This is a genomic window from Acinetobacter sp. CIP 64.7 (assembly GCF_000369745.1).
In the GTDB taxonomy this organism is placed as follows: Bacteria; Pseudomonadota; Gammaproteobacteria; order Pseudomonadales; family Moraxellaceae; genus Acinetobacter; species Acinetobacter fasciculus.
The window spans coordinates 95,971-122,330 of the sequence record NZ_KB850179.1 but is presented as its reverse complement, the minus strand read 5'-3'; the positions used below and the strand labels follow the sequence as shown (position 1 = coordinate 122,330).

Annotated in this window: 26 protein-coding genes; 15 read left to right on the top strand and 11 right to left on the bottom strand. The window is 43.7% G+C overall.

The window, feature by feature from the left end; genetic code table 11:
* Window positions 1-38 precede the first annotated feature (38 nt).
* From F890_RS06990 to alr, 11 genes are all read left to right on the top strand, one after another.
* Window positions 39-836: an RDD family protein gene (locus F890_RS06990; protein WP_004278783.1), complete on the top strand. Its 798-nt coding sequence runs from the start codon at window positions 39-41 to the stop codon at window positions 834-836.
* A gap of 298 nt (window positions 837-1,134) precedes the next feature.
* Complete coding sequence (gene cyoA, locus F890_RS06985) at window positions 1,135-2,229, top strand: ubiquinol oxidase subunit II (protein WP_004278784.1); 1,095 nt, start codon at window positions 1,135-1,137, stop codon at window positions 2,227-2,229.
* 3 nt (window positions 2,230-2,232) lie between these two features.
* Window positions 2,233-4,221, top strand: a complete 1,989-nt coding sequence (cyoB, locus tag F890_RS06980) for a cytochrome o ubiquinol oxidase subunit I (RefSeq protein WP_004278785.1) — start codon at window positions 2,233-2,235, stop codon at window positions 4,219-4,221.
* 4 nt (window positions 4,222-4,225) lie between these two features.
* Entirely contained in the window at window positions 4,226-4,846 is a 621-nt protein-coding gene (gene cyoC, locus F890_RS06975) for a cytochrome o ubiquinol oxidase subunit III (protein WP_004278786.1), read from the top strand.
* Entirely contained in the window at window positions 4,846-5,172 is a 327-nt protein-coding gene (locus F890_RS06970) for a cytochrome o ubiquinol oxidase subunit IV (RefSeq protein WP_004645410.1), read from the top strand. Before cyoC ends, F890_RS06970 begins: the two co-directional genes overlap by 1 nt.
* A gap of 10 nt (window positions 5,173-5,182) precedes the next feature.
* On the top strand, window positions 5,183-6,061 hold the full coding sequence (gene cyoE, locus F890_RS06965) for a heme o synthase (RefSeq protein WP_004278788.1): 879 nt from the start codon (window positions 5,183-5,185) through the stop codon (window positions 6,059-6,061).
* 436 nt (window positions 6,062-6,497) lie between these two features.
* Window positions 6,498-6,884 (top strand): 30S ribosomal protein S6, encoded by a 387-nt coding sequence (gene rpsF, locus F890_RS06960; protein ID WP_004278789.1) that lies wholly within the window; start codon window positions 6,498-6,500, stop codon window positions 6,882-6,884.
* Between the two features lie 12 nt (window positions 6,885-6,896).
* Entirely contained in the window at window positions 6,897-7,124 is a 228-nt protein-coding gene (rpsR, locus tag F890_RS06955) for a 30S ribosomal protein S18 (protein ID WP_004278792.1), read from the top strand.
* A 9-nt stretch (window positions 7,125-7,133) separates the two neighbouring features.
* On the top strand, window positions 7,134-7,580 hold the full coding sequence (rplI, locus tag F890_RS06950) for a 50S ribosomal protein L9 (protein ID WP_004278793.1): 447 nt from the start codon (window positions 7,134-7,136) through the stop codon (window positions 7,578-7,580).
* A 216-nt stretch (window positions 7,581-7,796) separates the two neighbouring features.
* Window positions 7,797-9,239, top strand: coding sequence for a replicative DNA helicase (gene dnaB, locus F890_RS06945; RefSeq protein WP_004278794.1), 1,443 nt, complete (start codon window positions 7,797-7,799; stop codon window positions 9,237-9,239).
* Between the two features lie 49 nt (window positions 9,240-9,288).
* The gene (gene alr / locus F890_RS06940) at window positions 9,289-10,359 is read left to right on the top strand and encodes an alanine racemase (RefSeq protein WP_004278795.1); all 1,071 of its coding nucleotides are present in this window, start codon (window positions 9,289-9,291) and stop codon (window positions 10,357-10,359) included.
* Window positions 10,360-10,406: 47 nt separating this feature from the next.
* On the opposite strand, the gene F890_RS06935 is transcribed toward alr, so the two are convergent.
* The 5 genes from F890_RS06935 to F890_RS06915 form a co-directional block, all read right to left on the bottom strand.
* Window positions 10,407-10,838, bottom strand: coding sequence for a BLUF domain-containing protein (locus F890_RS06935; RefSeq protein WP_004278796.1), 432 nt, complete (start codon window positions 10,836-10,838; stop codon window positions 10,407-10,409).
* Between the two features lie 81 nt (window positions 10,839-10,919).
* Complete coding sequence (locus F890_RS06930) at window positions 10,920-11,654, bottom strand: proteasome-type protease (protein ID WP_004278798.1); 735 nt, start codon at window positions 11,652-11,654, stop codon at window positions 10,920-10,922.
* Window positions 11,655-11,667: 13 nt separating this feature from the next.
* Entirely contained in the window at window positions 11,668-12,447 is a 780-nt protein-coding gene (locus tag F890_RS06925) for a transglutaminase family protein (protein WP_004278799.1), read from the bottom strand.
* Complete coding sequence (locus tag F890_RS06920) at window positions 12,444-13,046, bottom strand: alpha-E domain-containing protein (RefSeq protein WP_004278801.1); 603 nt, start codon at window positions 13,044-13,046, stop codon at window positions 12,444-12,446. Before F890_RS06920 ends, F890_RS06925 begins: the two co-directional genes overlap by 4 nt.
* A 22-nt stretch (window positions 13,047-13,068) precedes the next feature.
* Window positions 13,069-14,628, bottom strand: coding sequence for a circularly permuted type 2 ATP-grasp protein (locus F890_RS06915; RefSeq protein ID WP_004278802.1), 1,560 nt, complete (start codon window positions 14,626-14,628; stop codon window positions 13,069-13,071).
* Window positions 14,629-14,868: 240 nt separating this feature from the next.
* Here F890_RS06915 and F890_RS06910 point away from each other — a divergent pair, with 240 nt between their 5' ends.
* Window positions 14,869-15,876 carry a helix-turn-helix transcriptional regulator gene (locus tag F890_RS06910; protein WP_004278803.1) on the top strand — a complete coding sequence of 336 codons (1,008 nt, stop codon included), beginning with the start codon at window positions 14,869-14,871 and terminating at the stop codon, window positions 15,874-15,876.
* A gap of 501 nt (window positions 15,877-16,377) precedes the next feature.
* The gene (locus F890_RS06905) at window positions 16,378-18,048 is read left to right on the top strand and encodes an FMN-binding glutamate synthase family protein (RefSeq protein WP_004278804.1); all 1,671 of its coding nucleotides are present in this window, start codon (window positions 16,378-16,380) and stop codon (window positions 18,046-18,048) included.
* A gap of 68 nt (window positions 18,049-18,116) precedes the next feature.
* Here F890_RS06905 and F890_RS06900 read toward each other — a convergent pair whose 3' ends face one another.
* The 4 genes from F890_RS06900 to F890_RS06885 are packed head-to-tail and all read right to left on the bottom strand — an operon-like array spanning window position 18,117 to window position 21,851.
* The gene (locus tag F890_RS06900; protein ID WP_005266202.1) at window positions 18,117-19,160 is read right to left on the bottom strand and encodes an alpha/beta hydrolase; all 1,044 of its coding nucleotides are present in this window, start codon (window positions 19,158-19,160) and stop codon (window positions 18,117-18,119) included.
* Entirely contained in the window at window positions 19,160-20,299 is a 1,140-nt protein-coding gene (locus F890_RS06895; RefSeq protein WP_004278807.1) for a YdcF family protein, read from the bottom strand. Before F890_RS06895 ends, F890_RS06900 begins: the two co-directional genes overlap by 1 nt.
* 1 nt (window position 20,300) lies before the next feature.
* Window positions 20,301-21,341: a UDP-N-acetylmuramate dehydrogenase gene (murB, locus tag F890_RS06890; RefSeq protein WP_004278808.1), complete on the bottom strand. Its 1,041-nt coding sequence runs from the start codon at window positions 21,339-21,341 to the stop codon at window positions 20,301-20,303.
* 3 nt (window positions 21,342-21,344) lie between these two features.
* Entirely contained in the window at window positions 21,345-21,851 is a 507-nt protein-coding gene (locus F890_RS06885) for a low molecular weight protein-tyrosine-phosphatase (protein ID WP_004278810.1), read from the bottom strand.
* Window positions 21,852-21,971: 120 nt separating this feature from the next.
* On the opposite strand from F890_RS06885, the gene F890_RS06880 reads away from it, so the two are divergent.
* Window positions 21,972-23,132: an iron-containing alcohol dehydrogenase gene (locus F890_RS06880; protein ID WP_004278811.1), complete on the top strand. Its 1,161-nt coding sequence runs from the start codon at window positions 21,972-21,974 to the stop codon at window positions 23,130-23,132.
* Window positions 23,133-23,176: 44 nt separating this feature from the next.
* Complete coding sequence (locus F890_RS06875; RefSeq protein WP_004645428.1) at window positions 23,177-23,611, top strand: acyl-CoA thioesterase; 435 nt, start codon at window positions 23,177-23,179, stop codon at window positions 23,609-23,611.
* Window positions 23,612-23,619: 8 nt separating this feature from the next.
* Here F890_RS06875 and dnaX read toward each other — a convergent pair whose 3' ends face one another.
* Entirely contained in the window at window positions 23,620-25,752 is a 2,133-nt protein-coding gene (gene dnaX, locus F890_RS06870) for a DNA polymerase III subunit gamma/tau (RefSeq protein ID WP_004278814.1), read from the bottom strand.
* Window positions 25,753-25,885: 133 nt separating this feature from the next.
* Window positions 25,886-26,329, bottom strand: coding sequence for a copper resistance protein NlpE N-terminal domain-containing protein (locus F890_RS06865; RefSeq protein WP_004278816.1), 444 nt, complete (start codon window positions 26,327-26,329; stop codon window positions 25,886-25,888).
* Window positions 26,330-26,360: the final 31 nt, after the last annotated feature.

Sequence of the window (26,360 nt, the reverse complement as noted above, 5' to 3'; positions counted from 1 at the left end):
ATTATCAGTTCACATTTATATATTGAGATTCAGTCTATATGCAGATTTACTTGGCCCGAAACAATCAACAAGCTGGTCCATATACGCTCGAGCAATTGAATCAGATGCTGGCGAATCAACAAGTCATGCTGACTGACCTGGCATGGCATCAAGGCATGACCGAGTGGAAAGCCTTAGGTGAACTTACCCAAGGAAAATCGGTATATCAACCCGAAGGTTATGTCGCTCCAGCAGTCACACCTGAAACGCCGGTATTCCAGAATAGCCAACCAACGACTTCGGCCTACTCACAGCCTCATACTCAAACAGCAACTCAAAAAAATGAACTTGCCAGTATTCCAAGCCGTATCCTGGCCAAAATTGTAGACGTATTACTGTGGCTACCAGCAACCTTCATTTTGACTGCTTTTTTTACGCCTGAACAGGAAACCCGGTTTGCTCAACTGAATGAAGAATTCATGAATGTTGTGCTGAGTAGCGATGCAGATCCTGCAATGGCTCAGCAATTACAGACTCAAATGTTTGAGATGTTTTCTCAGCAGGCGTGGCTTGCCACAGCGGTCTATTTGATTATCATGCTGGCCATTCAAGCCTTTCTGATTGCCAAATCAGGCCAAAGTATTGGTAAAAAGCTCACGAAAATCAAAATTGTAGATGTAGAATCAGGTGAAAAGACCAGCCTGTTGCGCGCCTTTACTATTCGTAGCGTATTTTTCATATTTTTAAATATTGTATTTATGCCACTGAGTTTAATTATTGACTGGGCCTTCGGATTGGGCAAAAAACGTCAAACCTTGCACGATAAACTCGCAAAAACGCAAGTTGTGAAACAATAGTGCAGGAATACACAAAATGGGATGAATATCATCCCATTTTGATTACAGAACTTTGAAATTGAAATAAAATTCCCATAAATCCTCCCCAATCCAGACCAGCAAAATCGGTTTTTATTACAGGCATTTAAAGCGCCCTAGATATAGCTTAGTTCGTGAATCTCAGGCATAATGCCCTACAACGTAGCGGTGTATTGTGATTAATAGGATGTTTTGTAAAATTCAGCCTTTTTTGTCATATGCACTTTAATCGCTATCCCATATTAAATTAGGGAATGGGACTCTTCACCGAGGTTGTAAAATGAGACAAACGATTTTAGCTGTATTGTCTTTATCTGCGATGACTGCACTCTTGACCGGGTGTGGTGGTGATATGGTACTTCTGAACTCTAAAGGTCCAGTTGCAGCAGGTCAAAGTAACCTGATGATGACTGCGATTTACTTAATGCTTTTGGTGGTTATTCCATCAATCATCATGGCATTATGGTTCGGTTGGAAATATCGTGCATCGAATAAAGACGCAGACTATAAACCTACATGGGCACACTCTACTGCGATTGAAATTGTGGTATGGGGTATCCCTGTCATTATTATTGGTATTTTAGCTTGGTTAACTTGGTGGGGTTCCCACAAGTATGACCCATACCGTCCAATTGAAGCAGATAAAGCACCTTTAACTGTTCAGGTTATTGCTGAGCAATTTAAATGGATCTTCATCTATCCTGAGCAAGGCATTGCAACTGTTAACGAATTACGTTTCCCAGAGCAAACTCCGGTAAGCCTTCGTTTAACCTCTAACTTCACGATGAACTCGTTCTTCATCCCGGCGTTAAGTGGTCAGATTTATGCAATGGCAGGTATGCAAACTCACCTTAACTTCTTAGCTGATGAAACTAGTCCAGCTGAAGGTTATCGTGGTTTCTCTTCAAACTATTCAGGCTATGGCTTCTCACAAATGCGCTTCCGTGCACATTCTGTGACTGATGCTCAATTCGCTGAATGGATTTCTGCTGTTCAGGCAGGAAACGGTACTTCAGTTAACCCTAATGCAGTACAAAAAACTGTTCTAGACCAAGCTGAATTTGCAACTTTACGTGACGGCAACCGTGGTAAACACCAGATCGAAGCGATTATTGCAAAAGCTGAAACTCCTGAAGAGAAGGCTGCTGCTGAAGCAATGAAGCCTTACCCTACTAAGCCACATCCTGTGACTTACTACTCTTCTGTAGAGCAAGGTTTGTTTGAATCTGTGATTCACAAGTATATGAGTAACTATCACGGTGCTGACCATTCAGCTCCTGTAGAAGCTGCAGCGACTGATGCTGTTGCTCACGAAGCGGCTGCTTCTGAAGCTCATGTAGCTGGTGAACATGCGACTGCTTCTCAAGGAGAATAAGACATGAGCTTCTTAGGTAAGTTAGGTCCAGATGCAATTCCTTACGATCCAATCGTATTGGCAACTGTTGCAATGATGATCCTGGGTGGTATCGCAGTTTTTGCTGGTATTACCTACTTCAAAAAATGGGGCTACCTGTGGAACGAATGGTTCACATCTGTAGACCATAAAAAAATTGGTATCATGTATATCTTCGTATCTGTGATCATGCTTTTGCGTGGTTTCGCCGATGCGATCATGATGCGTCTTCAGCAGTTCCTTGCAAAAGGTGGCGGCGAAGGTTATCTACACCCTGAGCATTACGACCAGATCTTTACCGCGCATGGCGTGATCATGATCTTCTTCGTGGCAATGGGTCTTGTAGTTGGTTTAATGAACATCTCTGTACCGCTTCAAATCGGTGCACGTGACGTTGCATTCCCATTATTAAACTCTTTAAGCTTCTGGTTATTCGCCGGCGCTGCGGGTCTGATGATGGTTTCACTTGCGTTAGGTGAATTCGCTGCAACAGGTTGGATGGCATACCCTCCACTGTCTGGTATCGAATATTCTCCAGGCGTAGGTATGGACTACTATATCTGGGCACTGCAAATTTCAGGTCTAGGTACGCTATTAACGGGTGTTAACTTCTTCGTTACCATCATCAAAATGCGTGCGCCTGGCATGAAACTTATGGAAATGCCAATCTTTACCTGGACATCTTTATGTACAGCAGTATTGATTATTGCGGCGTTCCCAGTGTTGACTGCAACAATTGCAATGTTAACGCTTGACCGTTACTTTGGTTTCCACTTCTTCACCAATGACTTGGGCGGTAGTCCAATGTTGTACGTGAACTTGATTTGGACTTGGGGTCACCCAGAAGTATACATTCTGATTTTACCAGCATTTGGTATTTACTCAGAAGTTGTTGCGACTTTCTCGCGCAAAGCATTGTTCGGTTACAAATCAATGGTGTATGCAACAGTAGCAATCACAGTATTGTCATTCGTTGTGTGGGTTCACCACTTCTTTACCATGGGTGCAGGTGCCAACGTTAACGCGTTCTTCGGTATCATGACCATGATTATTGCGATTCCTACAGGTGTGAAGATCTTCTCTTGGTTGTTCACCATGTACAAGGGTCGTATTGTTTTCACCACTCCAATGCTATGGACACTAGGCTTCCTGGTAACTTTCGGTATCGGTGGTTTAACAGGTGTATTGATGGCAGTTCCACCAGCGGACTTCCTGGTACACAACTCTTTATTCCTGATTGCTCACTTCCATAACGTAATTATTGGTGGTGTGGTATTCGGTATGTTCGCAGGTATCATCTTCTACTGGCCGAAAATGTTCGGTTGGAGACTGAATGAGACTTGGGGTAAAGCAGCGTTCTGGTTCTGGTTCTTCGGTTTCTATTTTGCATTCATGCCACTTTATATCCTTGGTTTCATGGGTATGACACGTCGTTTGAATACATTTGACAACCCAGAATGGGACCCGTATGTAGATATCGCGATGTTTGGTGCGGTTCTAGTTGCACTGGGTATTCTATGTTTCATCATGCAAATCGTGGTTGGTTTCCTACAACGTGACCAACGTCTAGATTTGACTGGCGATCCATGGGATGGTCGTACCCTTGAATGGGCGACATCTTCTCCTGCTCCGTTCTATAACTTTGCTCATCTTCCAAAGATCAATGGTATTGATACTTTCTGGATCGAGAAAGAAAATGGTGTTGCGTATGCAAAACCAACGAAGTACGAAGATATCCACATGCCGACTAACCGTGCTGCCGGTTTCGTTATCGCGATGTTCATCACTGTTATGGGCTTCGGTTTAATCTGGCACATCTGGTGGTTAGTAGTTGTTACGTTCATTGCTTCTATCATTAGCTTCATCGTGTCTTCTTTCACCAAGAAAGTGGATTACTATGTTCCAGCTGCTGAAGTTGAACGTATTGAAAACGAACGCTATGCGATTCTTGAAAAACACTTGAAGAAGGACTAAGACAATGGCTGAAGTACTTCATCACGATAACCACGGACACGATGAGCATCATCATCACGATGATACTGACATCACCGTCTTTGGTTTCTGGACTTACTTGATGAGTGACCTTGTCCTGTTCGGTACACTCTTCATTGCGTTCGCTGTTTTGAGTAGCCACATTCCTGTGGGTACTCCAAGTGCGAGAGACCTGTTTGGCGATTCTTTAGGTTTCGTTCTTACTGAAACCTTCGCCCTCTTGATCTCTTCTGTAACCTTTGGTTTTGCAGTTCTTGCTGCATACAAAAAAGACGTTGCAAAAGTACTGACTTGGTTAGCGATTACTTGGGTATTCGGTGCTATCTTCATCGGCATGGAACTATATGAGTTCAATCACTTAGTTCATGCTGGTCACGGTCCAAGCACAAGTGCGTTCTTATCTGCGTTCTTTACTTTGGTAGGTACGCACGGTATTCACGTAACTTCTGGTCTGGTCTGGATGATCGTGCTTATGGTTCAAATCAAGAAATATGGTTTGACTCTTGCAAACACGCGTCGTCTAGCTTGCCTAAGCTTGTTCTGGCACTTCCTTGACATCGTTTGGATCTGTGTATTCAGCGTAGTTTACTTGATGGGAGTTCTGTAATGAGTCACGATCATAACGCTGCTGGCGAATCACACGGTAACGTTAAGCAATATACCGTTGGCTTCATCCTTTCTGTCATCCTTACCGTAATTCCATTCGGTATGGTGATGGCAGGCGGTTTTGGCCGTGGTATCTTGATTACTGTCATCGCGATTACTGCGGTTGCTCAGATTCTTGTGCAGTTAATTTACTTCCTGCATATGAACTCTTCTTCAGAGCAACGCTGGAACGTGATTGCATTCGTGTATACCATCTTAACTATCGCTATTCTTTTAGTGGGTTCTGTATGGATCATGAATTACCTACACTACAACATGATGATCTAAACTGGTCGTCATGCTGAAAAAGTATTTATTCCTGACTAAGCCAGGAATTCTCTTCGGTAACTTTGTTACCACTTTGGGTGGCTACTTCGTAGCCACCCAAGGTTCTGTAGATTTCCTTCTCCTGCTTATTACCCTTCTCGGTACTACGCTTGTCGTAGCATCAGGATGTGTGGTCAACAACGTGATTGACCAAGACATCGACCAAAAAATGCAGCGTACACAAAACCGTGCTCTGGTCACCAAAGCCATTTCCGAACCTGTTGCCCTGGCCTTTGCCCTGGTATTAGGCATCGCTGGTTTTAGTCTTTTATGGTTCTGGATAAATGCGTACGCTTTCTTATTCGCGGTGATTGGTTTTGTCGTATATGTTGGTTTCTACAGCCTATGGACAAAACGAACTACAATTCATCAAACTGTAGTCGGCAGTATTTCTGGTGCAGCTCCGCCTGTTATTGGTTATACCGCAGTAGCCAATCAATTTGACCTCGGTGCGTTACTGATCTTTTTAGGTTATGCGCTCTGGCAAATGCCTCACTCATGGGCGATTGCGATTTACCGCTTTGATGATTACAAAAATGCAGGTATTCCGATCTTGCCTGTGGCGCGTTCGATTCATCGTACCAAGATTGAATCACTGGTTTATGTGGTGTTATTCACACTGACCATGAATGCATTATTTGTCTTTGGTTATGCTAACTGGTTTTATGCAGTGATTTTAAACTTACTGTGCATTTACTGGTTGTATATCGGTGTCATTGGATTTAAAGCTGAAAATGATCAACTTTGGGCAAAGAAATATTTCTTGTTCTCGGTGATCCTGATTACTGTCATCAGTATTATCTTTAGCTTTACCTCAACTACGCCATCTACACAGATTGTGTTTTTTTAAAAAGATAGAGTTAGTCTCTATCTTTTTTTATTTTGATTTTCCTATCCCCCATTCCGAGTATCTGTAGAGCAGAATCAAAATCTCTGCTTTAGAACCTCCCTCTCTTTTCTTATCTCTGATAAATTTACCGTTTTTTGGTTTTAGCCTGACATTGATAATGTGTATGCAGATTTTAAGTTAGAGAAAGCCACTTGATATTCTCAATAGTACATTTGCTGAATTTAAGCAGTCGAACCCTGCTGTTTTAAAGTTAATGTGGTTTTCTATTAAAAGATCTGACTATAGATATAATTTCGCAAAAATGTCTTATTTGGTTGAAATTATCCCTAAAGATCACTACAATTCCCCCTTCGCAAACACTGCGACACAACTTTGGTTGTGACTCCTTGCTTCAATTTACTTAAATTGGGGCTGTCCAAACCGTAAGGAGCTGACAATGCGTCATTACGAAATCGTACTTTTAGTACACCCTGATCAAAGCGATCAAGTAGTTGGTATGGTAGAACGCTACCTAACTCACATCAAAGAAGCTGAAGGTCAAATCCACCGTCTTGAAGACTGGGGCCGTCGTCAATTGGCTTACCCAATCAACAAGATCCACAAAGCTCACTACATTCTTATGAATGTTGAGTGTGGTCAAACTACTCTTGATGAGCTTGAAGAATTGTTCCGTTATAACGACGCAATCATTCGTAGCCTTATCATCCGTCGTGAAAACGCTATCACTGAAGAGTCACTATTGGCGAAGAGTGCTGAAGAAAAACGTGCGCGTAAAGCTCAACGTGAAGAAGCACAACACGCTCAAGACTCTGCTGAAGCTTAAGGAGAACATAACATGGCACGTTTTTACCGTCGTCGCAAGTTCTGCCGCTTTACAGCTGAGAACGTTACGTACATCGACTACAAAGATATCGACACTTTAAAACAGTACATTACTGAAAACGGCAAGATTGTTCCTAGCCGTATTACAGGTACTAAAGCTCGTTACCAACGTCAATTAGCGTTAGCTATCAAACAAGCTCGCTACTTGTCTTTGATCCCTTACACTGACAATCATAAGTGAGGTTGAGCTGTGGATATTATCTTATTACAACGCATTAAAAACCTAGGTAAACTAGGCGATAAAGTTTCAGTTAAAGCTGGTTACGGCCGTAACTTCCTTATCCCTCAAGGTAAGGCTGTTGCTGCAACTGAAGCAAACACTGCTGCTTTTGAAGCTCGTCGTGCTGAACTTGAGAAAGAAGAAGCTGCTATCTTGGCTGCTGCTCAAGCACGTGCTGACCAATTGAACGAAGTGAACATCGTTATCACTGCGAAAGCTGGTGATGAAGGTAAACTATTCGGTTCTATCGGTACTCGTGACATCGCTGACGCGTTGACAAATGCTGGTCTAGAAGTAGACCGTGCTGAAGTACGTCTTCCAAATGGCGCGCTTCGTCACACTGGCGAATTTAACATCGCAATCCAATTGCACCATGATGTTACTGCAGAAGTTCTAGTTACTATCGTAGCTGAGTAATTTCTCGCCTCAAAAAGAGCATGCGAAAGCATGCTCTTTTTTTATCTCTAAAAAATATAATCTAGCCAACACTGTCAAATTCATTTTATTATTCGTGTTTACAAAAAATTGCACTTCGCATTTTTGATCAGAGCGCGTATCATTTCATCTCGTAGTGAATAAACGCTATTCATCTCCGACGATATTTAACCATTTTATTTAAAATCAGGGATTTATATGTCACAGGCGAATGCCAGCAAAAAGGTAGCTACTGCTAAACCGGAAATTGTTACTGAAAATAGCAATCTCAAGGAGTTCCGTACTCCGCCACACAATTTAGCAATTGAACAGGCTGTACTTGCTGCCCTTATGACTGTGGCTGAATCTTTTGAACAGGTCGGTGATGTGCTGACCGAAAATGATTTTTATGCCACCCGACATAAATATATCTTCCGTGCTATTGAGCAGCTCTCTAAAGAAAACTCACCTTATGATGCCGTTCTGGTGCATGACTGGCTCATCAAACAGAATTTACTCGATGCCATTGGTGGCGAAGAGTATTTGATGCAGCTGATGGCAGACTCACCCTCAAGTTTCTATAACCTGGAAACTTATGCTGGGAAAATTAAAGAGTTTGCTACCCTGCGCAGCATGATTAAAGTCAGCTCTGAAATTTTACAAAATGCCTATGACACCAAAGGCCGTACCGTCAGTGAAATTCTGGATCTGGCTGAGACCAATATTTTCTCGATTGCCGAACAGCATAATAACAATGCCAAAGCGCAAGGCCCTAAGCCGATCAACTCGGTGGTTGCGGACGTATTTGATAAATTAAATGAACTGTCACAAATGGAAGGTAGCATTACCGGTTTAACTACTGGTTTTGTGGAACTGGATAACAAAACTTCCGGCATGCAATCCGGTGACCTGATTATTGTCGCAGCGCGTCCATCCATGGGTAAAACCACCTTTGCCATGAATCTGGTCGAAAGTGTTTTATTCAATAACAACCTGCCTGCTCTGGTCTATTCAATGGAGATGCCAGCCGACTCGATCGCCATGCGTTTGATTTCATCATTTGGTCGCGTGCACCAGGGACATTTACGTTCTGGTAAAATGGACAGTGATGAATGGTCAAAAGTCACCAGTACCATTGTGCATTTACAAGAAAAAAATCTGTATATCGATGATTCTTCTGCACTGCCGCCGACAGAATTACGTGCCCGTGCGCGTCGTATTGCCAAAATGCATGGCGGAAAGCTGGGCTGCATCATGGTCGATTACCTGCAGCTGATGAAAGTCCCTGGCATGGGTGATAACCGTGTTGGCGAGATCTCGGAAATTTCCCGAAGCTTAAAAGCCTTGGCGAAGGAAATGCAGTGTCCAGTGATTGCCCTGTCACAGCTCAACCGATCGCTGGAGAACCGTCCAAACAAACGTCCGGTGATGTCCGACTTGCGTGAATCTGGTGCGATCGAGCAGGATGCCGACTTGATCATGTTTATTTACCGTGATGAGGTTTATAACAAGGAATCCAAGGAAGCTGGCACCGCCGAAATCATTATCGGCAAACAGCGTAACGGCCCGATTGGTACCGTACGTCTGGCATTCGAAGGTCAATATACCCGCTTTAGTAATCTCTCACCTGAGTTCTATGCTCAGTATGATGATGAAGAGTAATCAGACTCTCGTCATCACATTTCCATCGTCCCTCTAGGAGTAATTTAGGGTGCGTCAAGCTACAGTTTATATTGACAGCGCTGCGCTGCAATATAATTTAAACCGTGTCAAACAACTTGCCCCAACCGCGAAAATAGTCAGCATGGTAAAGGCCAATGCTTATGGACACGGAGTTAAAGACTGCTTAGCAGCCTTAAGCGAAACCGATGCCTTTGGTGTCGCCTGCCTGCAAGAAGCCCTGGAAATTCGTGAATTGGGCTATCTACAGCCGATCACGCTCATCGAAGGTGTTTTTTCTGCAGATGAGATGCCAATCGTAATCGAACAGAATATTGAAGTTGTGGTACATCATCAGGCCCAACTCGACTGGTTACTGGCTCATAAAGAGACCTATATCGCCAAAGATCTTAAAGTCTGGGTCAAACTGAACAGCGGCATGAACCGATTAGGTTTTAAGATTGATGTGATCAAAGATGTAATTCATACGCTAAAAGCTGAAGGCTTTAGTTGCGTGCTAGCCATGCATTTTGCCAATGCCGATGCCGAGCATCCACTGAATGATGAACAAATCCGTCAATTCCTGGAAATTAAAAATGACTGCGCTCCAATTTTAGCCTCTTGCTGTAACTCGGCTGCAATCTATAAATATCCAGAATTGCATTTTGACTATGTCCGTCCCGGGATCATGCTCTACGGCGCGACGCCTTTTGCAGACCGTGATGTACATGACCTGGATTTGAAACCGGTCATGACCTTTACTGCCGAGATTATTGCCTTGAATGAGATTCAAGCAGGTGAGCATGTCGGTTATGGTTCGACGTTCACCGCAGACCAAAACATGACTTTGGCCATTGTTTCAATTGGCTATGGTGACGGTTATCCTCGCGCTTTCCCTAAACAGAACTATGTCGCAATCAATGGTCAGCAAACTCGCGTGATTGGCCGCGTAGCGATGGATATGATCGCTATTGATGTCACAGGATTAGATGTGCAATTGGGCACAGAAGTTGAACTTTGGGGTAAAACCCGTCTGATTGACGATGTTGCAGAAGCGAATGGCACGATTGGTTATGAACTATTATGCCGACTGAGCAATCGTCCACTACGCAAAGTAGTTTGATCTAATCTTAAGAGTTAAAAAAGCCCAATCTATGTTGGGCTTTTTCTTTAGGCTGACTTTTGTTCCTCGCCCTGCTCTATGCATAATTGCATTAATAAGGCATCGACATGAGTTTGCTGAAAGGCAAAAGGATTAAAGTCATCAAATCCCATTTCCCGACAGAATTGCTGGATCTGACTGCGTTTGGAAATATATTTCATGGACCAGTCCGGGAAACTTGGATATTCAATTTCCTTGGTTTCAAATAGTTTAATGTCCTGATGGCGAGGATCTTTATTCAGTCGCTCCACCAGCAGACTTTTTAAAGTGGGACATTCACCTTCCAGACATTGAAAAAAATGACCATCTGCGAAATAAAGTACACCTGTCACTTGATGCTGGTAATTAAAATCACGGGCTTCTTTCAAAATATTCGCTAAATCTTCAAGCAAATCAGTTTTGGGAGAAGTACTTTTACTGGCGTAACAAAATTGGTACATGCGCTAACTTCTCTATTTTTATTATGCTGGACTGCATAGAAGTTAATACTGTACGCGAAAAGCCTGAATCACGATAGGTTTTTATAAGAAATACTCATTAGAGGGAACAGGAAGTTCTGCCAGTCCTTTTTTTAAGGTCTCTGACCATTGCCGGCTGATTGACGTGAAATACTCATCATCTTCGGCAATACGCTTGCCTCTTGGCATGATCAGACTGTCTTTTTTATAGACCAGCACATCGAGGGGCATGCCGACCGATACATTGGAACGTAGGGTCGATGCAAATGAAATCAGGGAACAGCGCAAAGCTTCATCCAGCGGCATATCATAAGTCAGCGCACGATCCAGGATCGGCTTGCCATATTTACTTTCGCCAATCTGGAAATACGGCGTATCGCGTGTGGCACAGATAAAGTTCCCTTGCGGATAAACATGATAAAGCTGCATATCCTGATCTTTAAGTTGCCCCCCGACCAGCAGATTGCAATAGTAATTGCTTTGTTCCGAAATATCGCTCGTAACATTGGCAATCACTTTTTTCAGCATACTACCCACCAGCTCAGCGACATCAAACATGGTGTGCAGACTCAAGATATTGGGTTCCTGCTTCAGTTCGAGCTGATTTTTGATATGCCCAATCACGGCTTGTGTGGTTGCCAGATTTCCGGATGCCTGTATGACGATCATACGTTCACCAGGAATACCAAAGGTATACAACTTTCGAAATACAGAAATGTGATCTACTCCGGCATTGGTCCGGGTATCACTGATAAAAAGCATACCTTGCTCTAAACGTAGTGCACAACAATACGTCATTCATTCGTCCTTATTAACATCCTAGCACTTGAACGATGGAATGCATGGATTCCACACCGCCCTTTTCTCTGACACCGCGTACCGGCGCCACATCCCAATAATCCCGTCCAATCGCCACATAAACATGCGAACTTGGAGTAAACAACAGATTACTGACATCAAAACAATACCATGTCTGGTCTACAAACACCTCTGCCCAAGCGTGACTGGCCAGATGCGAAGCATTTTGTGCATATAAATAACCAGAAACATAGCGTGCAGGCAAACCTAGATATTTGCACATGGCAATAAAAATATGACTATGGTCCTGACAGACGCCCTGTCTGGACTCAAAGGCATCTATTGCAGAGCCTTGCACTGAAGTACTGTTGGAAATATAAGGCACATGCTCCAGCAAGGCCTGTGCCAGTCCAATCAAATGCTGACGGGTTAATGCAGGAACATGACGTTGTGCAAAGTCTTTCATTGCTGCATTACATTGTGTCGATTCGGTCGGCTGTAGAAAAAGATTGGGATTGATTGAATCATTCAGTCCACTCTGATGCGCAGGATTCAGTTCAACAATCCCTTGCGCCATGATAGTCAGGGAATAATAAGGCTCCCGCTGGCTACAGGTCATCCACAGATTATGAAATGCATCTTTCCGGATTTCTTTATTACCCGGCACACTGATATCCCAGGAATGCACCCGCTGATGCGCATTGCTCGAAGGCATCATTTTAATGTACTGAATACTGTTCCTCACCTCGGCCGTGTACATATAGTGCGTTTGGTGATTCACCATCAATTTCATACATCTGCCTCAAACAGTTGATGAATATGGTCGCTAAACTGGTAAAACTGAATCCGGTTCGGTTCTGTACGCAACTGCTCCCAGTACTGTTCCAGATCATTCCAGCCCATCTCTACCAGAATTCTGACCACATAATCAATCTTGCAGAGTGTAGTACTGGTTTCTTCACCCAGACGTAACTGATGATCGAGCTGTTCGACACATTGCCCTAGACTAAAAAACAGAAAAATATCGGAAGATTCGGCTTCCAGAATATCTTCACATTCCGTCACCACTTCACAGATATAACCAGCATTTTTGTCTGCGGTTTTGATCAATTTCATCAGTTCCGCATAGCCTGAAGCAGACAGCACCCCGCGTAATTCCTGAATATTGTCTTTAGCTACTTTAAACTGCTGGCTAAAAGACGCCACTTGCGTAGGATCAAGTACCAGCTCATTTAGGGAACTGGCATCAAAGGCAGGCAAACAGAAAGCATGGGCATACGCTACTGCCGCTTCGTCTTCTAAAAATGGAAAGCGCGCACATAAAAAATGAGTGCGAGATAAATAACGCCCTAACCAAAAAATATGTTGTGCATTGCTATTCAGCAAAACCATGACATTTTCCTTCTTTGGAATCTTATGAATGTAAATTGTCGACTACCCAGGTATCTTTGATACCGCCACCTTGTGATGAATTCACCACCAGTGAACCGGGCTGCATCGCCACGCGTGTCAAGCCACCCTGTACGATTTCAGTACGATAAGGCGAACTTAATACAAATGGGCGTAAGTCGATATGACGTTCAGCAATACCAAAATTGGTCAAAGTCGGACTAACCGATAAGTCCAAAGTTGGCTGCGCAATATATAAATGCGGCGCAGCTAAAATTTTCTCCCTGAAAGTTTCAATTTGCTGTTTAGACGCTTGTGGTCCAATGAGCATGCCATAACCGCCCGAACCCTGCGCTTCTTTCACCACCAGCTGATCCAGATGAGCCACGACATAGTCTAATTCTTCAGAATTACGACATTGATAAGTCGGAACATTTTTTAGAATTGACTGCTCGCCCAAATAAAAACGAATCATTTTGTCGACATATGGATAAACCGATTTGTCATCTGCCACACCGGTTCCCGGTGCATTGGCAATCACAACATTATTTTGCAAATAAGCTGACATCAAGCCAGCGACACCCAAAGTGCTATCCGGTTTAAAGCATAAAGGATCAAGAAACGCATCATCGACCCGTCTATAAATAACATCGACTCGTTGGCGACCACGTATGGTTTTTACATAAACCTTCGAGTCATCAACAAAAAGGTCACGTGATGTTACTAATGGCACATCCATCTCTCTTGCAAGGAAAGAATGTTCATAGTAAGCACTATTAAAACGTCCTGGGGTCAGTACCACCACAAATGGCTTATCGACATAAGCATTTTCGATCAGGATTTCTTTTAATAATTGTGGATATTGCTCGATTCCGGCAATCTTGGACTGCTCGAATACTTTCGGCATCAGTTTTTCACTGATCTTGCGGCATTCCAGCATATAAGACACGCCAGATGGCGTTCTGAGATTATCTTCTAAGACATAAAACTCGCCCTTGGAATCACGGATCACATCGATCCCGCTAATCTGGCTATAAATCCCGCCTTTCAAGCTATGTTGATACATATGCGGCTGATAGGCTTCATGAGTTAAAATCTGCAACTCAGGAATGATATTGGCTTTTAAAATGTCCTGTTGATGATAAATATCATGTAAGAATAAATTTAGCGCCCGTACTCGTTGTGCCGAGCCTAAAGCCACCATATTCCACTGTTTCCGGTCTATGACTCGCGGAATGATATCGTAGGGAATAGTGCGTTCTACGCCTTCTTCATCGCCATAAACGGTAAAGGTAATACCATGATTTAAAAAATGTTCTTTTGCTACCTGATTCAGTGCATTGAGTTCATCCAGCGTATGTTGAGATAACCATTCTTCCAGTCTTTGACCTGCCTGACTGGACAGCACATGTTCATCCTGCATTTCATTAAAGAACTTTGAAGATAACTGCTGCAGTAAAAGTTGTGGGTTTGTTGTAGTAGATACCGCTGTAGTTTTAGTGTCTATAAAATTTTTTCCAATATTCTGGGAACTAAATTTATCAATTGTTTCAATCACATTTGTATCCCGATTTCCTTTAAGCATACAAACCCTCGTATTATCATCTATTATAATTAAATCAAAGCAATATCCATGCCATGACATCTGCATTTCAATTACCATTAATCTAATAAATGCCCAATGAACTCAATGCTATTTTCGACCAAGTTGTTTTAGAATTGTAGGACAAATGTTGCACAGAGGGACTTGCGAAAAAATGAGAGTTTTTTTATTGTGTTAAGCTAAGCCTAAATCCCCTCTTCTTTATTGCCAGCAAAATAAATTATGTCAGCACAAGAAAAAGAAACTTCAAACAGTCTGTATCGCCAATGGCAAATTTTGTCGCGTCTTTCTACCGGCAAATGGATGGGAACACGTGAATTACAGGAAATCCTGAATCGCGAAGGCATTGATATCAGTCTACGTACCATTCAGCGTGACCTGAATCAGATTGCGCAACGCTTTCCAATTGAAAGCAGTAAAACCACGCCGCAAGGCTGGCGTTGGCGTTCAGATGCGCCGCTGCAAAGTTTGCCGCATATGACCAGCTCGCAAGCGGTCACTTTCATGATGGTCGAAGAACATTTAAAACATCTGCTGCCACCGAGCCTGATCGAGGAAATGAATCCGTGGTTTGATCTGGCACGACGCAGTCTTTCTTCCCAGAACAATGTCCGGCAATGGATTAACCGCGTACGCATTGTTCCGGCCACCCAACCGCTGATTCCACCTGTGGTAGATAAGGCCGCGCAGCAAGCGGTGTATGAAGGCCTGTTACAGGACAAACAACTGGAATGTGTGTATCAGGGCCGTGGTCATAACAGCGAAGAAAAAACCTATATTCTCAATCCTCTGGCATTGGTACAAAAAGGGTCAATCATTTATCTGGTGTGTACCCGTCATGACAAATCGGATATCCAGACCTTTGCACTGCACCGCTTTAAATCGGCCGTCGTGCTGAATTCACGTGCCTTGCATCCGGTCAATTTCGATATTGATGATTATATTGATTCTGGTGCACTGGGCTTCCGGGTGGACTTCAACCATCCCACCGAAAATGTCACGCTTAAACTCAGCATGTCAGAGTCGGATGCGCATTACTTTGAGGAAAGCCAGCTCAGTAAAGACCAGAAAATTGAAAAAATGGAAGATGGCATGTCGCTGATCACTGCTACCGTGCCATTTACCTCTCAACTGGTCTGGTGGCTGCGTAGCTTTGGTAAAAAGATTAAACATATTGAACCGAGTATTGTGGCCAATGCAGTCGCTCAACTGGATGAGGAAAACCCTTAACTACACAGGCTTCATCCAGATTCTTTTAGGTATTCCAGAATAAAAAAATCCCCAAATTGGGGACTGGAGAATTATGCTTATATTTTTATTCTTGTTGTGGTGATCTGCCGCTGTGCCAATCTGCTTTTCTTTGACACCCCGAAATGCAGCTTGAATGAAACATCAATATTTAAAAATGACTGAGACATGAGCAAGCCAGCTCAGCATCATTAAAGCGAATGGATTTTTTGGTCATGGTTTAAGACTCCTATGTAGTGAATAAACCGACTATAAAGTCATCCGCCTTACTTGTGAAATAAATAGAATGCATGTCTTTTGCAGATTTTTTCTATAGAACTTTTTCCGTAAAATTTATCTGTAATCGCTGCCGATTCATTGTCTGGCTTAATAGCATTTTCGGCAAGTTTATAAAATCGAATAACAATTCTCTGCTTGTATAAGATACCTCGCTCTGCACATCATAAAGCCCTATAGAAGTAGAAATAGGGACTTAATTTTACAATGGCTAACCCTGCTCAATTAGTACGTCACAAGCTGCTCAATACTTTCTTTTCCCGCCATTCGGTCTGGTTTGCCTGCATTCTGATTGCAGTGATTTTTACTACATTTCATATCGGTTATTCACCGCGTTATATCTATTATTTTATGCCGCAAACGTTAGTGAATACCCTATGGATCCTGAGCATTCTGCTGAGTTTGCTGGGTTTGTATGATGTACTACAAAATAAGCATTCCATTCTGAAAAATTATCCCATTATGGGACATTTCCGCTTTATCTTTGAGGAATTCCGTCCCGAGATTCGTCAGTATTTTATTGAAGCCGACCGGGACGCACTGCCTTTTTCCCGTATGCAGCGCAGTCTGGTGTATCAGCGGGCAAAAAATGAAAATTCTGATAAACCTTTCGGCTCGATCCTGAATGTCTATGAAGATAATTACCGTTTTGTTAGTCATTCCATCACGCCCTGCAAAGTTGCCGATCCGCAGACTTTTCGCATCCTGATTGGAAATGAGCAATGTACCCAGCCCTTTTCAGCTTCTATTTTAAATATTTCAGCCATGAGCTTTGGCAGCATGAGTGCCAATGCAATAAGAGCCCTTAATCTCGGCGCTAAAAAAGGTGATTTTTTCCATGATACAGGCGAAGGCAGTATCAGCCCCTACCATCTGGAATATGGCGGTGATCTGGTCTGGGAAATTGGCAGTGGTTATTTTGGCTGCCGTACTTTAGATGGGCAATTTGATCCGGAACGTTTTGCTGCACAAGCCAAATTACCCCAAGTGAAGATGATTGAAATCAAGCTTTCGCAAGGCGCAAAACCTGGCCACGGCGGTATTTTACCTAAAAGTAAAATTTCGGAAGAAATTGCCCAAATTCGAGGCATCAGCCGTGATCATGATTGTGTTTCACCTTCGAGTCATCCGGCATTTAGCACACCGATTGAAATGATGCATTTCATACAAAAATTACGTGAACTTTCCAACGGAAAACCGGTCGGATTTAAGCTATGTCTGGGCCAGCCGTGGCAGTTTATGAGCATGGTCAAAGCTATGTTACATACCCAGATTTACCCAGATTTTATTGTGGTTGATGGCTCTGAAGGTGGAACGGGAGCTGCACCCATTGAATTAATTGACTATGTTGGTGCCCCATTAAGAGAAGGTTTGCTGTTTGTACACAATACCCTGGTTGGTGCAGGTTTGAGAGATAAGATCAAAATTGGTGCAAGTGGTAAAATAATTAGTGCATTCGATATTGCCAGCACGCTTGCCATTGGTGCGGATTGGGTGAACTCTGCCCGTGGTTTTATGTTTGCAGTGGGCTGTATTCAGGCACAAAGTTGTCATACCAATCAATGCCCTGTCGGAGTCACCACCCAAGACAAAGATCGCCAGAAAGCCTTACATGTGCCGACCAAGGCCGAACGGGTGTTTCATTTTCATAAAAACACCTTACATGCCCTGTCTGAATTAATAGCTTCCGCAGGTCTCAAACACCCTTCCGCTATTAAGGCGCATCATCTGGCACAACGCGTGAATAATCACGAAATAAAGAACTTTGCGCAGATTCATTTTTGGCTCAAAGAAGGTGAATTATTGTCCTGTGAAAATAAGGATGAGGAGAACTTCTACTTCCGGATGTGGAATTTGGCCCAATTAGAAAAATTTTAAATCAATAGCATTAGAACTAAAAAAGGCGTTTTCATAAACGCCTTTTTAAATATTAAATTTTCAATCTATTAATAATAAGTTTTGCTGCCGTGTGCATGCAGAAAGGCAGGAATCAAACCCGTCAATGCAGCACGAATATCAGCACGCTCATTGATTAACTGATGCGAACCCTCTTCTAGCATAAGCAAAGTCTGGAGTCTGAATTTACGTCGGATAAATTCGATATTATAACGCCAGTCCACAGTCTGATCCTGTGCACCCTGTGCTAGCCAGACTGGAATACGACAAGCCGGACGCGCTTCCATTTCCAGCATCCAGCGTGACATCGCTAAAATCCAGTCCATGCCCATCATTCGTGGTTGTAATGGATCTTTAAGCCGGATAAAACGCAGAAACTCCGGATTATGATTATTGCGTCTGAAATGCCGGGGAACTTCACGTTTGATTCGGCTAATAATGCCCAATCCGACCGAATTATGCCACCAGGCAGTTTTGACGGGACGAATCAATGGTGATAATAGCAAGACCCGCTCAACAAAAGGATTTTCACGACGTTCTGCAAATTCCAGTAAATGGTGCATCCAGATCGCACCGCCGGTACTCTGCCCGATGCCAACCCAAGGTTTCGGTAATTGTGAGGCATGTTGCACATAACGATGTACGGCATGCAAAACCTGCTGATAATGATCAAAATTCTGAATGCTGGCAGGTGAACCATCACTCAGACCATGTCCAGGCAGATCATAGGTCAACACACTAAAACCCTGTTCTAAAAGCTCTTTGACAATCGGCTGATAAATGCCGCTATGTTCCAGATAACCATGCAACAGAAAAGCAGTTCCCTGAATCTTGTCAAAGCGGGTATTTTCCAGATTCGGTTCAAACACCTGTACATGCAACTTGAATAATGGCATCTGTACATAGCCCTGCCAGTGTTTGCAGTCCAGTAAATCAAAACCATAAAGCTTTCGATAGGACTGCAGATCAATCGGCGGTTCATCACTACGATTCAGGTTTAAAGGTGGCAAGAGTTGAGGCGTAACATCCCGACTCGGAATGGGTAAATCCAGCTGTTTCAGAATGGTGGGATTTAAAAATGGGATATCAGACATTATGGCACCTCCCGACAGTCACTGGATCCAAACCACATATCGCGCATGGTCGCCAACATTTCATAATTGGCACGACGACTGTGATCATAATTTTGTGCACTTGGACGCCATCGTGTCAATGGCGTTGGCATCGGCGCTTCTACCGGAATGGTTTGTATGCCATTTAACGCAAATAAACGGCGGGTACGCGGCATATGATAACGATCCGTAATCAGAATCACTGTAGGCGCTCCACCTTTCTTTTGTAATAATAATGAACTGAAACGGGTATTTTCACAGGTGTTCATGCTGCGATCTTCCAGTAATTTGGCATCGACACCATGATTTTTTAACCAGCGCTGCATATACGGCGCTTCGACCCCACTCAGAACAATCGGCAACTGATAATGTTTCTCTACTGCCAGCGTAGTTTCCAGACGTAGTCGCGTATAGTTATTGACGATGATCTCTTTGCCTTGGTCATCTAGGGTTAAGCCACCACCCAATACCACAATGGCATAAGGTTGGGAGCTATTCGCCGGTTTAGCCTGCTGTTGCTCTTGTAGTAAAGCCAAGTCCTGCTGGATTTCCTCTCCATCGGTTTCCTGTACCGAACTGGCTTCACCCTGCTCAAGTGGATGCGTCGTCAAAAACTCCATATATTGCTCAATGCGTTCCTTATTTTCACTACTGTCCCACTCCAGCAATTCCCGGACATTGGCTGTCGGATCGGCTGGTTCTGCTTCTTCCTGAGAGGACAATAAGGGCACCTGAGCAGGTGGACTTTGCTCTGCTTTTTGATCTTGCTGTTCGCGTTGATATTCTTCAATCACCTGCTGCAGTGCTTTATAACGTGCCTGAATCAGCATCAGGTTGGCCGAGTTATTTTGCTGGATATCCTGTTCCATGACCTTTAAATACGCCTGACGGGCAATCCATAAATCAGAGCCAGGTTCCAGATTTTCATGTTCGCTGAGTGCAGCCATTTTCTGGCTTTGAGCCGCGACTTCATTTAGCTCTAAGGAGACAAACTGGTTTAAGCCCTTGACGATCATTTTTGAGTAAAAAGGCGTATAAACCAACACCAGTAGACAGCCGCATAGCACAAACAGTCCAGTGACAATTTGTAGCAAACGTACCATCCAATGGGTGTTTTTCATGTTATTCCTCTTCCTGATGAGAACGGATCAAGCCATTTTTATCGAACAATACAGGTTCAGGCTCCAGCATTAGACTAAATTTTTCCCAAACTGACTGTTGTACTGCACGATACGTTTTACGGACATCGGTGAGAGAGGCCTGACCATAATTCACCAACACCAGCGCCTGTTTATGAAACATGCCGACAGGCCCCAACTGTTTACCCTTCCAGCCCGCCTGATCAATCAACCAGCCTGCTGCCAGTTTAACTTGAGCATTCGTTTGCTGGTAATGGGGTAAATTCGGGAAAGATACAGCAATTTGGTCAAAGACCGCCTGATCAACCACCGGATTTTTAAAGAAGCTGCCCACGTTGGGAAATTCTTGTGGATCAGGCAATTTACTCTGGCGAATCTGGATGACCTGTTGCTGCAAGTTTTCTGCTGTGAGCTGATCACCGACCGCAGTCTTCAGATCACCATAATTCAGTTTCAAATCTGGCTGTTTAAGTAATCTAAAAATCACATGGGTAATCACATAACGATTGGGATCATCTTTAAAAATACTATGCCGATAGGCAAATTGGCAATCTGCTGCGCCAATCGAAGCAAACTGTTTCAACTGACGGTCATAGACCTCAACTGAATCGATAAACTCGCCAACTTCGACGCCATAAGCGCCAATATTCTGTACTGGCGAAGCACCGACACGTCCAGGAATCAGGGCCAAATTTTGTAAACCATACAGACCTTGTGCTGTAGTCCAGAGCACGAAGTCATGCCAGCCTTGTCCGCCGCCTACACGTAAACGTTGCGACTGATCATCAGCATCCAGCATTTCAATGCCTTGAATATCCATATGCAGAACTAGCGCATCAATCTGCTCCGGCAACAACATATTACTGCCGCCTGACAGGATCAGCAAATTGAGTTGCTGCTGTTCCGCAAAATCCAGTGCAGTTAGCAGATCAGCGGTGGATTGAATCTGAGCATAGTGCGAAGCAACTGCTTCTAAATTTAAGGTATTAAAAGGTTTAAGTTGAACCTGGGTTTGAATCTGCATCGCTTAAACCTTGTGTAAATTCTGTTTAAAAATCTCAATCCAGGCCTGGCTGCTGGACTCACACTGATCAAGCACCCGTTCAAAGCCATCCGCTTCGCCATAATAGGGATCCGGTAAGGCCTGTTTCGGATAGGTCTGATCATGTTCACTCATCAATGCCACACGTGCACGTACATGACCAAACTGAGTTTCTGCCAGACGCTGTATGTTCTGGATATTGGATAAATTCTCCAGATCCATCGCCAGAATCAGATCATAATCAATAAAATCATGCGGAATAAGTTGACGTGCGCGAAGTGCTGAAAGGTCATAGCCACGTTTCAGCGCATGCTGCTGGCTACGCAAGTCCGGTGCCTTGCCCGGATGATAATTACTGGTTCCGGCAGAATCGACCACAATATTCAGTTGCTGTTCATCACAATAATGTCTGAGTACAACTTCTGCCGTGGGAGAGCGGCAAATATTTCCCAAACAAACACATAACACCTTGTATGGCGTTCTGGATGACATAAACAACCTCAGAGCTACTTTATTTTAAGGATTCTTATGTTAAGTTATTTATATACTGATTCCTATCTTACAACCATAGAATAATCTCGTATTTGCAATAAAAAAATCAAGGATATCGCCATGAATCGTTTTCAGTTTCAAACCGTCCCCAATATCATTGCCGGACTAGGCACGATTCAGGAATTATTTAAAATTCTAAAAAATGGCCGTTATCGCCGTCTTCTACTGGTGACTGACCCGGGTATGCTGAAGGAGCAATTACATCTGCCGATTCTGGATATTATTGAATCTGCCGGACTGGAGTATGTGATTTACTCGGATGTTCAGGCCGATCCGCCCGATACAGTGGTGCTTGAAGCGGTGGCTTTTGCAAAACAGGAAAATATTGATGTGGTGCTGGGCTTTGGTGGTGGCAGCTCGATGGATGTGGCCAAACTCATTGCAATTTTGGCGCATCCTGAACAGCATCAGACATTGTCTGATCTGTATGGCGTTGATAATGCCACCGGACCGCGTTTAGCTTTAATTCTGGTACCAACTACGGCTGGAACAGGTTCAGAAGTGACGCCGATTTCGATTGTCACCACAGGTGAAACCACTAAAACCGGTATTGTGGCACCGATCCTTTTTGCAGATATTGCCATTCTGGATGCAACATTTACCCAGAATCTTCCAGCACAGATCACTGCCGCCACCGGCATTGATGCCATGGTACATGCCATTGAAGCCTATACCTCAAAACACAAGAAAAATCCTTATTCGGATATGCTGGCCAAACAGGCTTTAAGATTACTGAATGCCAATCTGCAACGTGTACTGCAAAACGGTCATGATTTAGATGCCCGCCAAAATATGCTGGTCGGTTCCATGCTGGCCGGACAAGCCTTTGCCAATGCACCAGTCGCTGCCGTACATGCGCTGGCTTATCCACTGGGTGGACATTTTCATCTTTCGCATGGGCATAGCAATGCACTGGTTCTAACTGAAGTATTAAAGTTTAATGCGCCAGCGGCCAAACAGCTCTATGCGGAATTGATGACCTGGCTGGATCCCCGTAGTAAAGGTTGCCATGATGGCCTGACCGATCTGTTTATTGATCATTTTAATAATCATCTGATGCAAAGCGGTTTGACTCTAAAACTAAATCAGTTGAATGTTCCAGAACATATACTGCAGGTGATGGCAGAAGATGCGATGCAACAAAGCCGGCTGTTGCAGAATAATCCACGTGAACTCAAGGTGGAGGATGCTTATCAGATTTATCAGGCGATCTATTCCTAGATCAATTTCCACCTAAGCCTTATCTAGCTGAGGACTGAATAGTGATGAAAGCCACCATCAAACAGCGTGAACACTATACTTTTTTCCTGCCCATTCAAACCCGTTGGGCAGACAATGATCTGTACGGCCATGTCAACAATGTGACTTATTACAGTTATTTTGATACCGCCGCCAATGCCCTGCTGATTCAGGAAGCTGCTTTTGACCCAAAATATTCACCCATGATTGGACTGGTCGTCAGCTCCAACTGTCAGTTTAATCAGGAACTGTCTTATCCGGAAATTATTGAAGTGGGCGTAGCCATTGAAAGCATGGGAAATTCATCGCTCAGCTATGATCTGGCTATTTTTAAACGCAACTCGGATACAGCCGCTGCACAAGGCAATTTTGTCCATGTATTTGTCGATCGTGAGACACGAAAAAGCACCCCGATTCCAGTTGAAATGCGGGATGCTTTATCTCGATTTGTTGTGACTTAACATCCAGCCTATTTCAGCTGAATATTTTGCAGTTCACCGTCAAACTGCTGTAGCAGATCACGTACGGCCGGTTCAGCATGTAACAATTCTTCGGCACGTTTAAAGGCACGTGCCTTACGCTGATGCTGCATGGTATATGGTGTTAACTGGTCCACATTTTCAAATTTCACCTGGAAGTTAGTTTGCGGCCATTGCTGTTGCAAAGCAGCTTCCAGATTATGTTGCAACTGGGTCAGCAACTGCTGGTACTGTTCAGGAATATGGAAAACGGATTCTCCATTCATCTGGCCAGTCATGACGCCATACTGTGCCAGTTCCTGTACCGCTGGAGAAAGTTGGCTATTACGGAACCAGTATTCCCATTTTTCTACGCTCCACTCGCCTTCTAAGGTTTGCTCAGGTATTTTTAAAATATCCTGTGGCATCAGATTCTGCGTATTTACATCTTGGGAAATATCTTCCAGCAAAGCTGTCTGTGCAACTGGCTGAACCGACGCTGTATTTTCAAGAGCAGGCTGATCGGTTGTTTCCTGTGAAAGCTCTATTTCCGGTGCAGCAAGACTAAATTCCTCATCAGCAGACATGGTCTCTTGTACTGGCTCAGCAGGAATGACGGCATCTGCAGGAATAAACTCTTCAAGCAGGAAATCATCCGAACTGTTGCTAGTAGCCGGTGCTTCTGGCGTACTCTCGATTTCATCAAAACCAAATAGGCCTTTATCATCATTTGGATCAAAAACAATTTGATCACTAGACTGCACTTCTTCAATGGTGGTCTGAATTACTACGGGCTGGACAGATTCAGGTGCAGTGATGCTGGTTGGCTCTTCTTCATCGAGAAAATCATCCGAAGAAGGCCCAGACGCTGATGCAACATCAATCTCCTCATCTGTCCCATCGTCCAGAGAGAAATCATCAAATACCGGTTCTGCCTCCAATGATTGTGTTTCTATTGATTCAGATTGAAGTTGTGTCTGAACAGGTGGCTGTAGACGTGTTGTATGGGTTGTTGCCTGTTGCGATGCAGTCTCCTGCATTACTGGAATTTCACTTGGTTGTAATGGACGGAAAGCCAGTAAGCGTAGCACCGTCATCTCAAAGCCTTGTTCCTGCGTAACTGCAAGCTGTAAATCGGCACGACCCTTATAGGCAATCTGATAATAAAGTTGCAGATCCTGAGCAGAAATCAGACCGGATAATTGCATAATTTTTTGATTGATCTCAGCACTATATTTCAGACTCAGATCTGGCAGGTACTGCAATAAGGCTAGTTCATGCAACGTCGAAATCAACTGATCGAGCACTAGTGACACATCCAGAGCTTGCTGACGGAACTGTAGCAATAACTGACTGACATGCGCTTTCTGGTTCTGGTGAATCGCCAGAATCAGGTCATAAATAATGGTGCGGTCAATCAGACCGAGCATGTCTTTGACATCCTGATGCTGAATCACACCCTGACCATAGGCAATCGCCTGATCGGTCAGAGACAAGGCATCACGCAGAGAACCTTGCGCAGATTCAGCAATCTGCCAGATCGCATCCTGATCAGACTGAATGCTTTCTTTGCTAAGAATATTGCCCAGATGTTCGGTAATTTCATCGACTGCCAATGGACGCAAAGTAAATTGCAGACAGCGAGAAATTACGGTAATTGGCAGTTTTTGCGGATCAGTGGTTGCAAACAGAAATTTGACATGTTCTGGCGGTTCTTCCAGCGTCTTTAACAGCGCATTGAAAGAATGCGTGGACAGCATGTGCACTTCATCGATCAGGTAGACCTTAAAGCGGCCTTGAGTCGGTGCATAAGGAACATTGTCGAGCAGCTCGCGGGTATCTTCGACCTTGGTGCGTGATGCTGCATCGATTTCGATTAAATCAATAAAACGACCTTCATTGACTGCGGTACAGGTCGCACAGACCTCACAAGGCGTCGAGGTAATACCGGTCTCGCAGTTCAAGCACTTCGCCAAAATACGTGCAATCGTGGTTTTTCCGACACCACGCGTTCCCGTAAACAAATAGGCATGATGCAAACGGCCACGTTCGAGCGCGCTGGTTAAAGCACGTGATACATGGTTTTGCCCCACCAATTCATTAAAATTACGAGGACGGTATTTTCGCGCAAGTACTTGATACATGTATGCTCCTTTTTACAGGTCTAAGCATACTGTTTTTTTATAAAATAGTGAAATGAATGCCGGTTTATAAAGAATAAAAATCCCTTGATCAAAATCATTGAAAAAGGGATATAAAACAGATGCTTTTTTAAAATTAGACCGATTCAAACAGGATAAAGTCACTTTGCATTTGGTAGCGTTTGCCTGTTTGATCTTCACGAATTTCCAAAACATGCTTTTTCAGATCGACATAGAGCAGATTTCGGGTATCGACATTCAGTAGTTCAATCTTTTGTTGTGATTCATCCTGAAACCGAATCTGCCCGCTCATCGTTTCAATTTCATTATGTCCACTTAAACTTTCACGCTGTAAAGTAAAGGTCTGATCTTCATTCAAGGTCAAGGCCACTGCCATGCCTGGACAATCTTCACAACTTGAAAAACATCCCATACATGGCGTCGTGCCCTGATAACTCCCGACCCAGGCAGGAATCTGAGCTTTGGCTTCCATCACCGTTTTTGCAGCCGGCTGATTCGGATCCTGACATCCGAACAACGCACTGCTTGCGACCAAAGGAATCACCAGCACTTTTTTCATTACTTCACACCATAGCCATGGACTGCGCGAC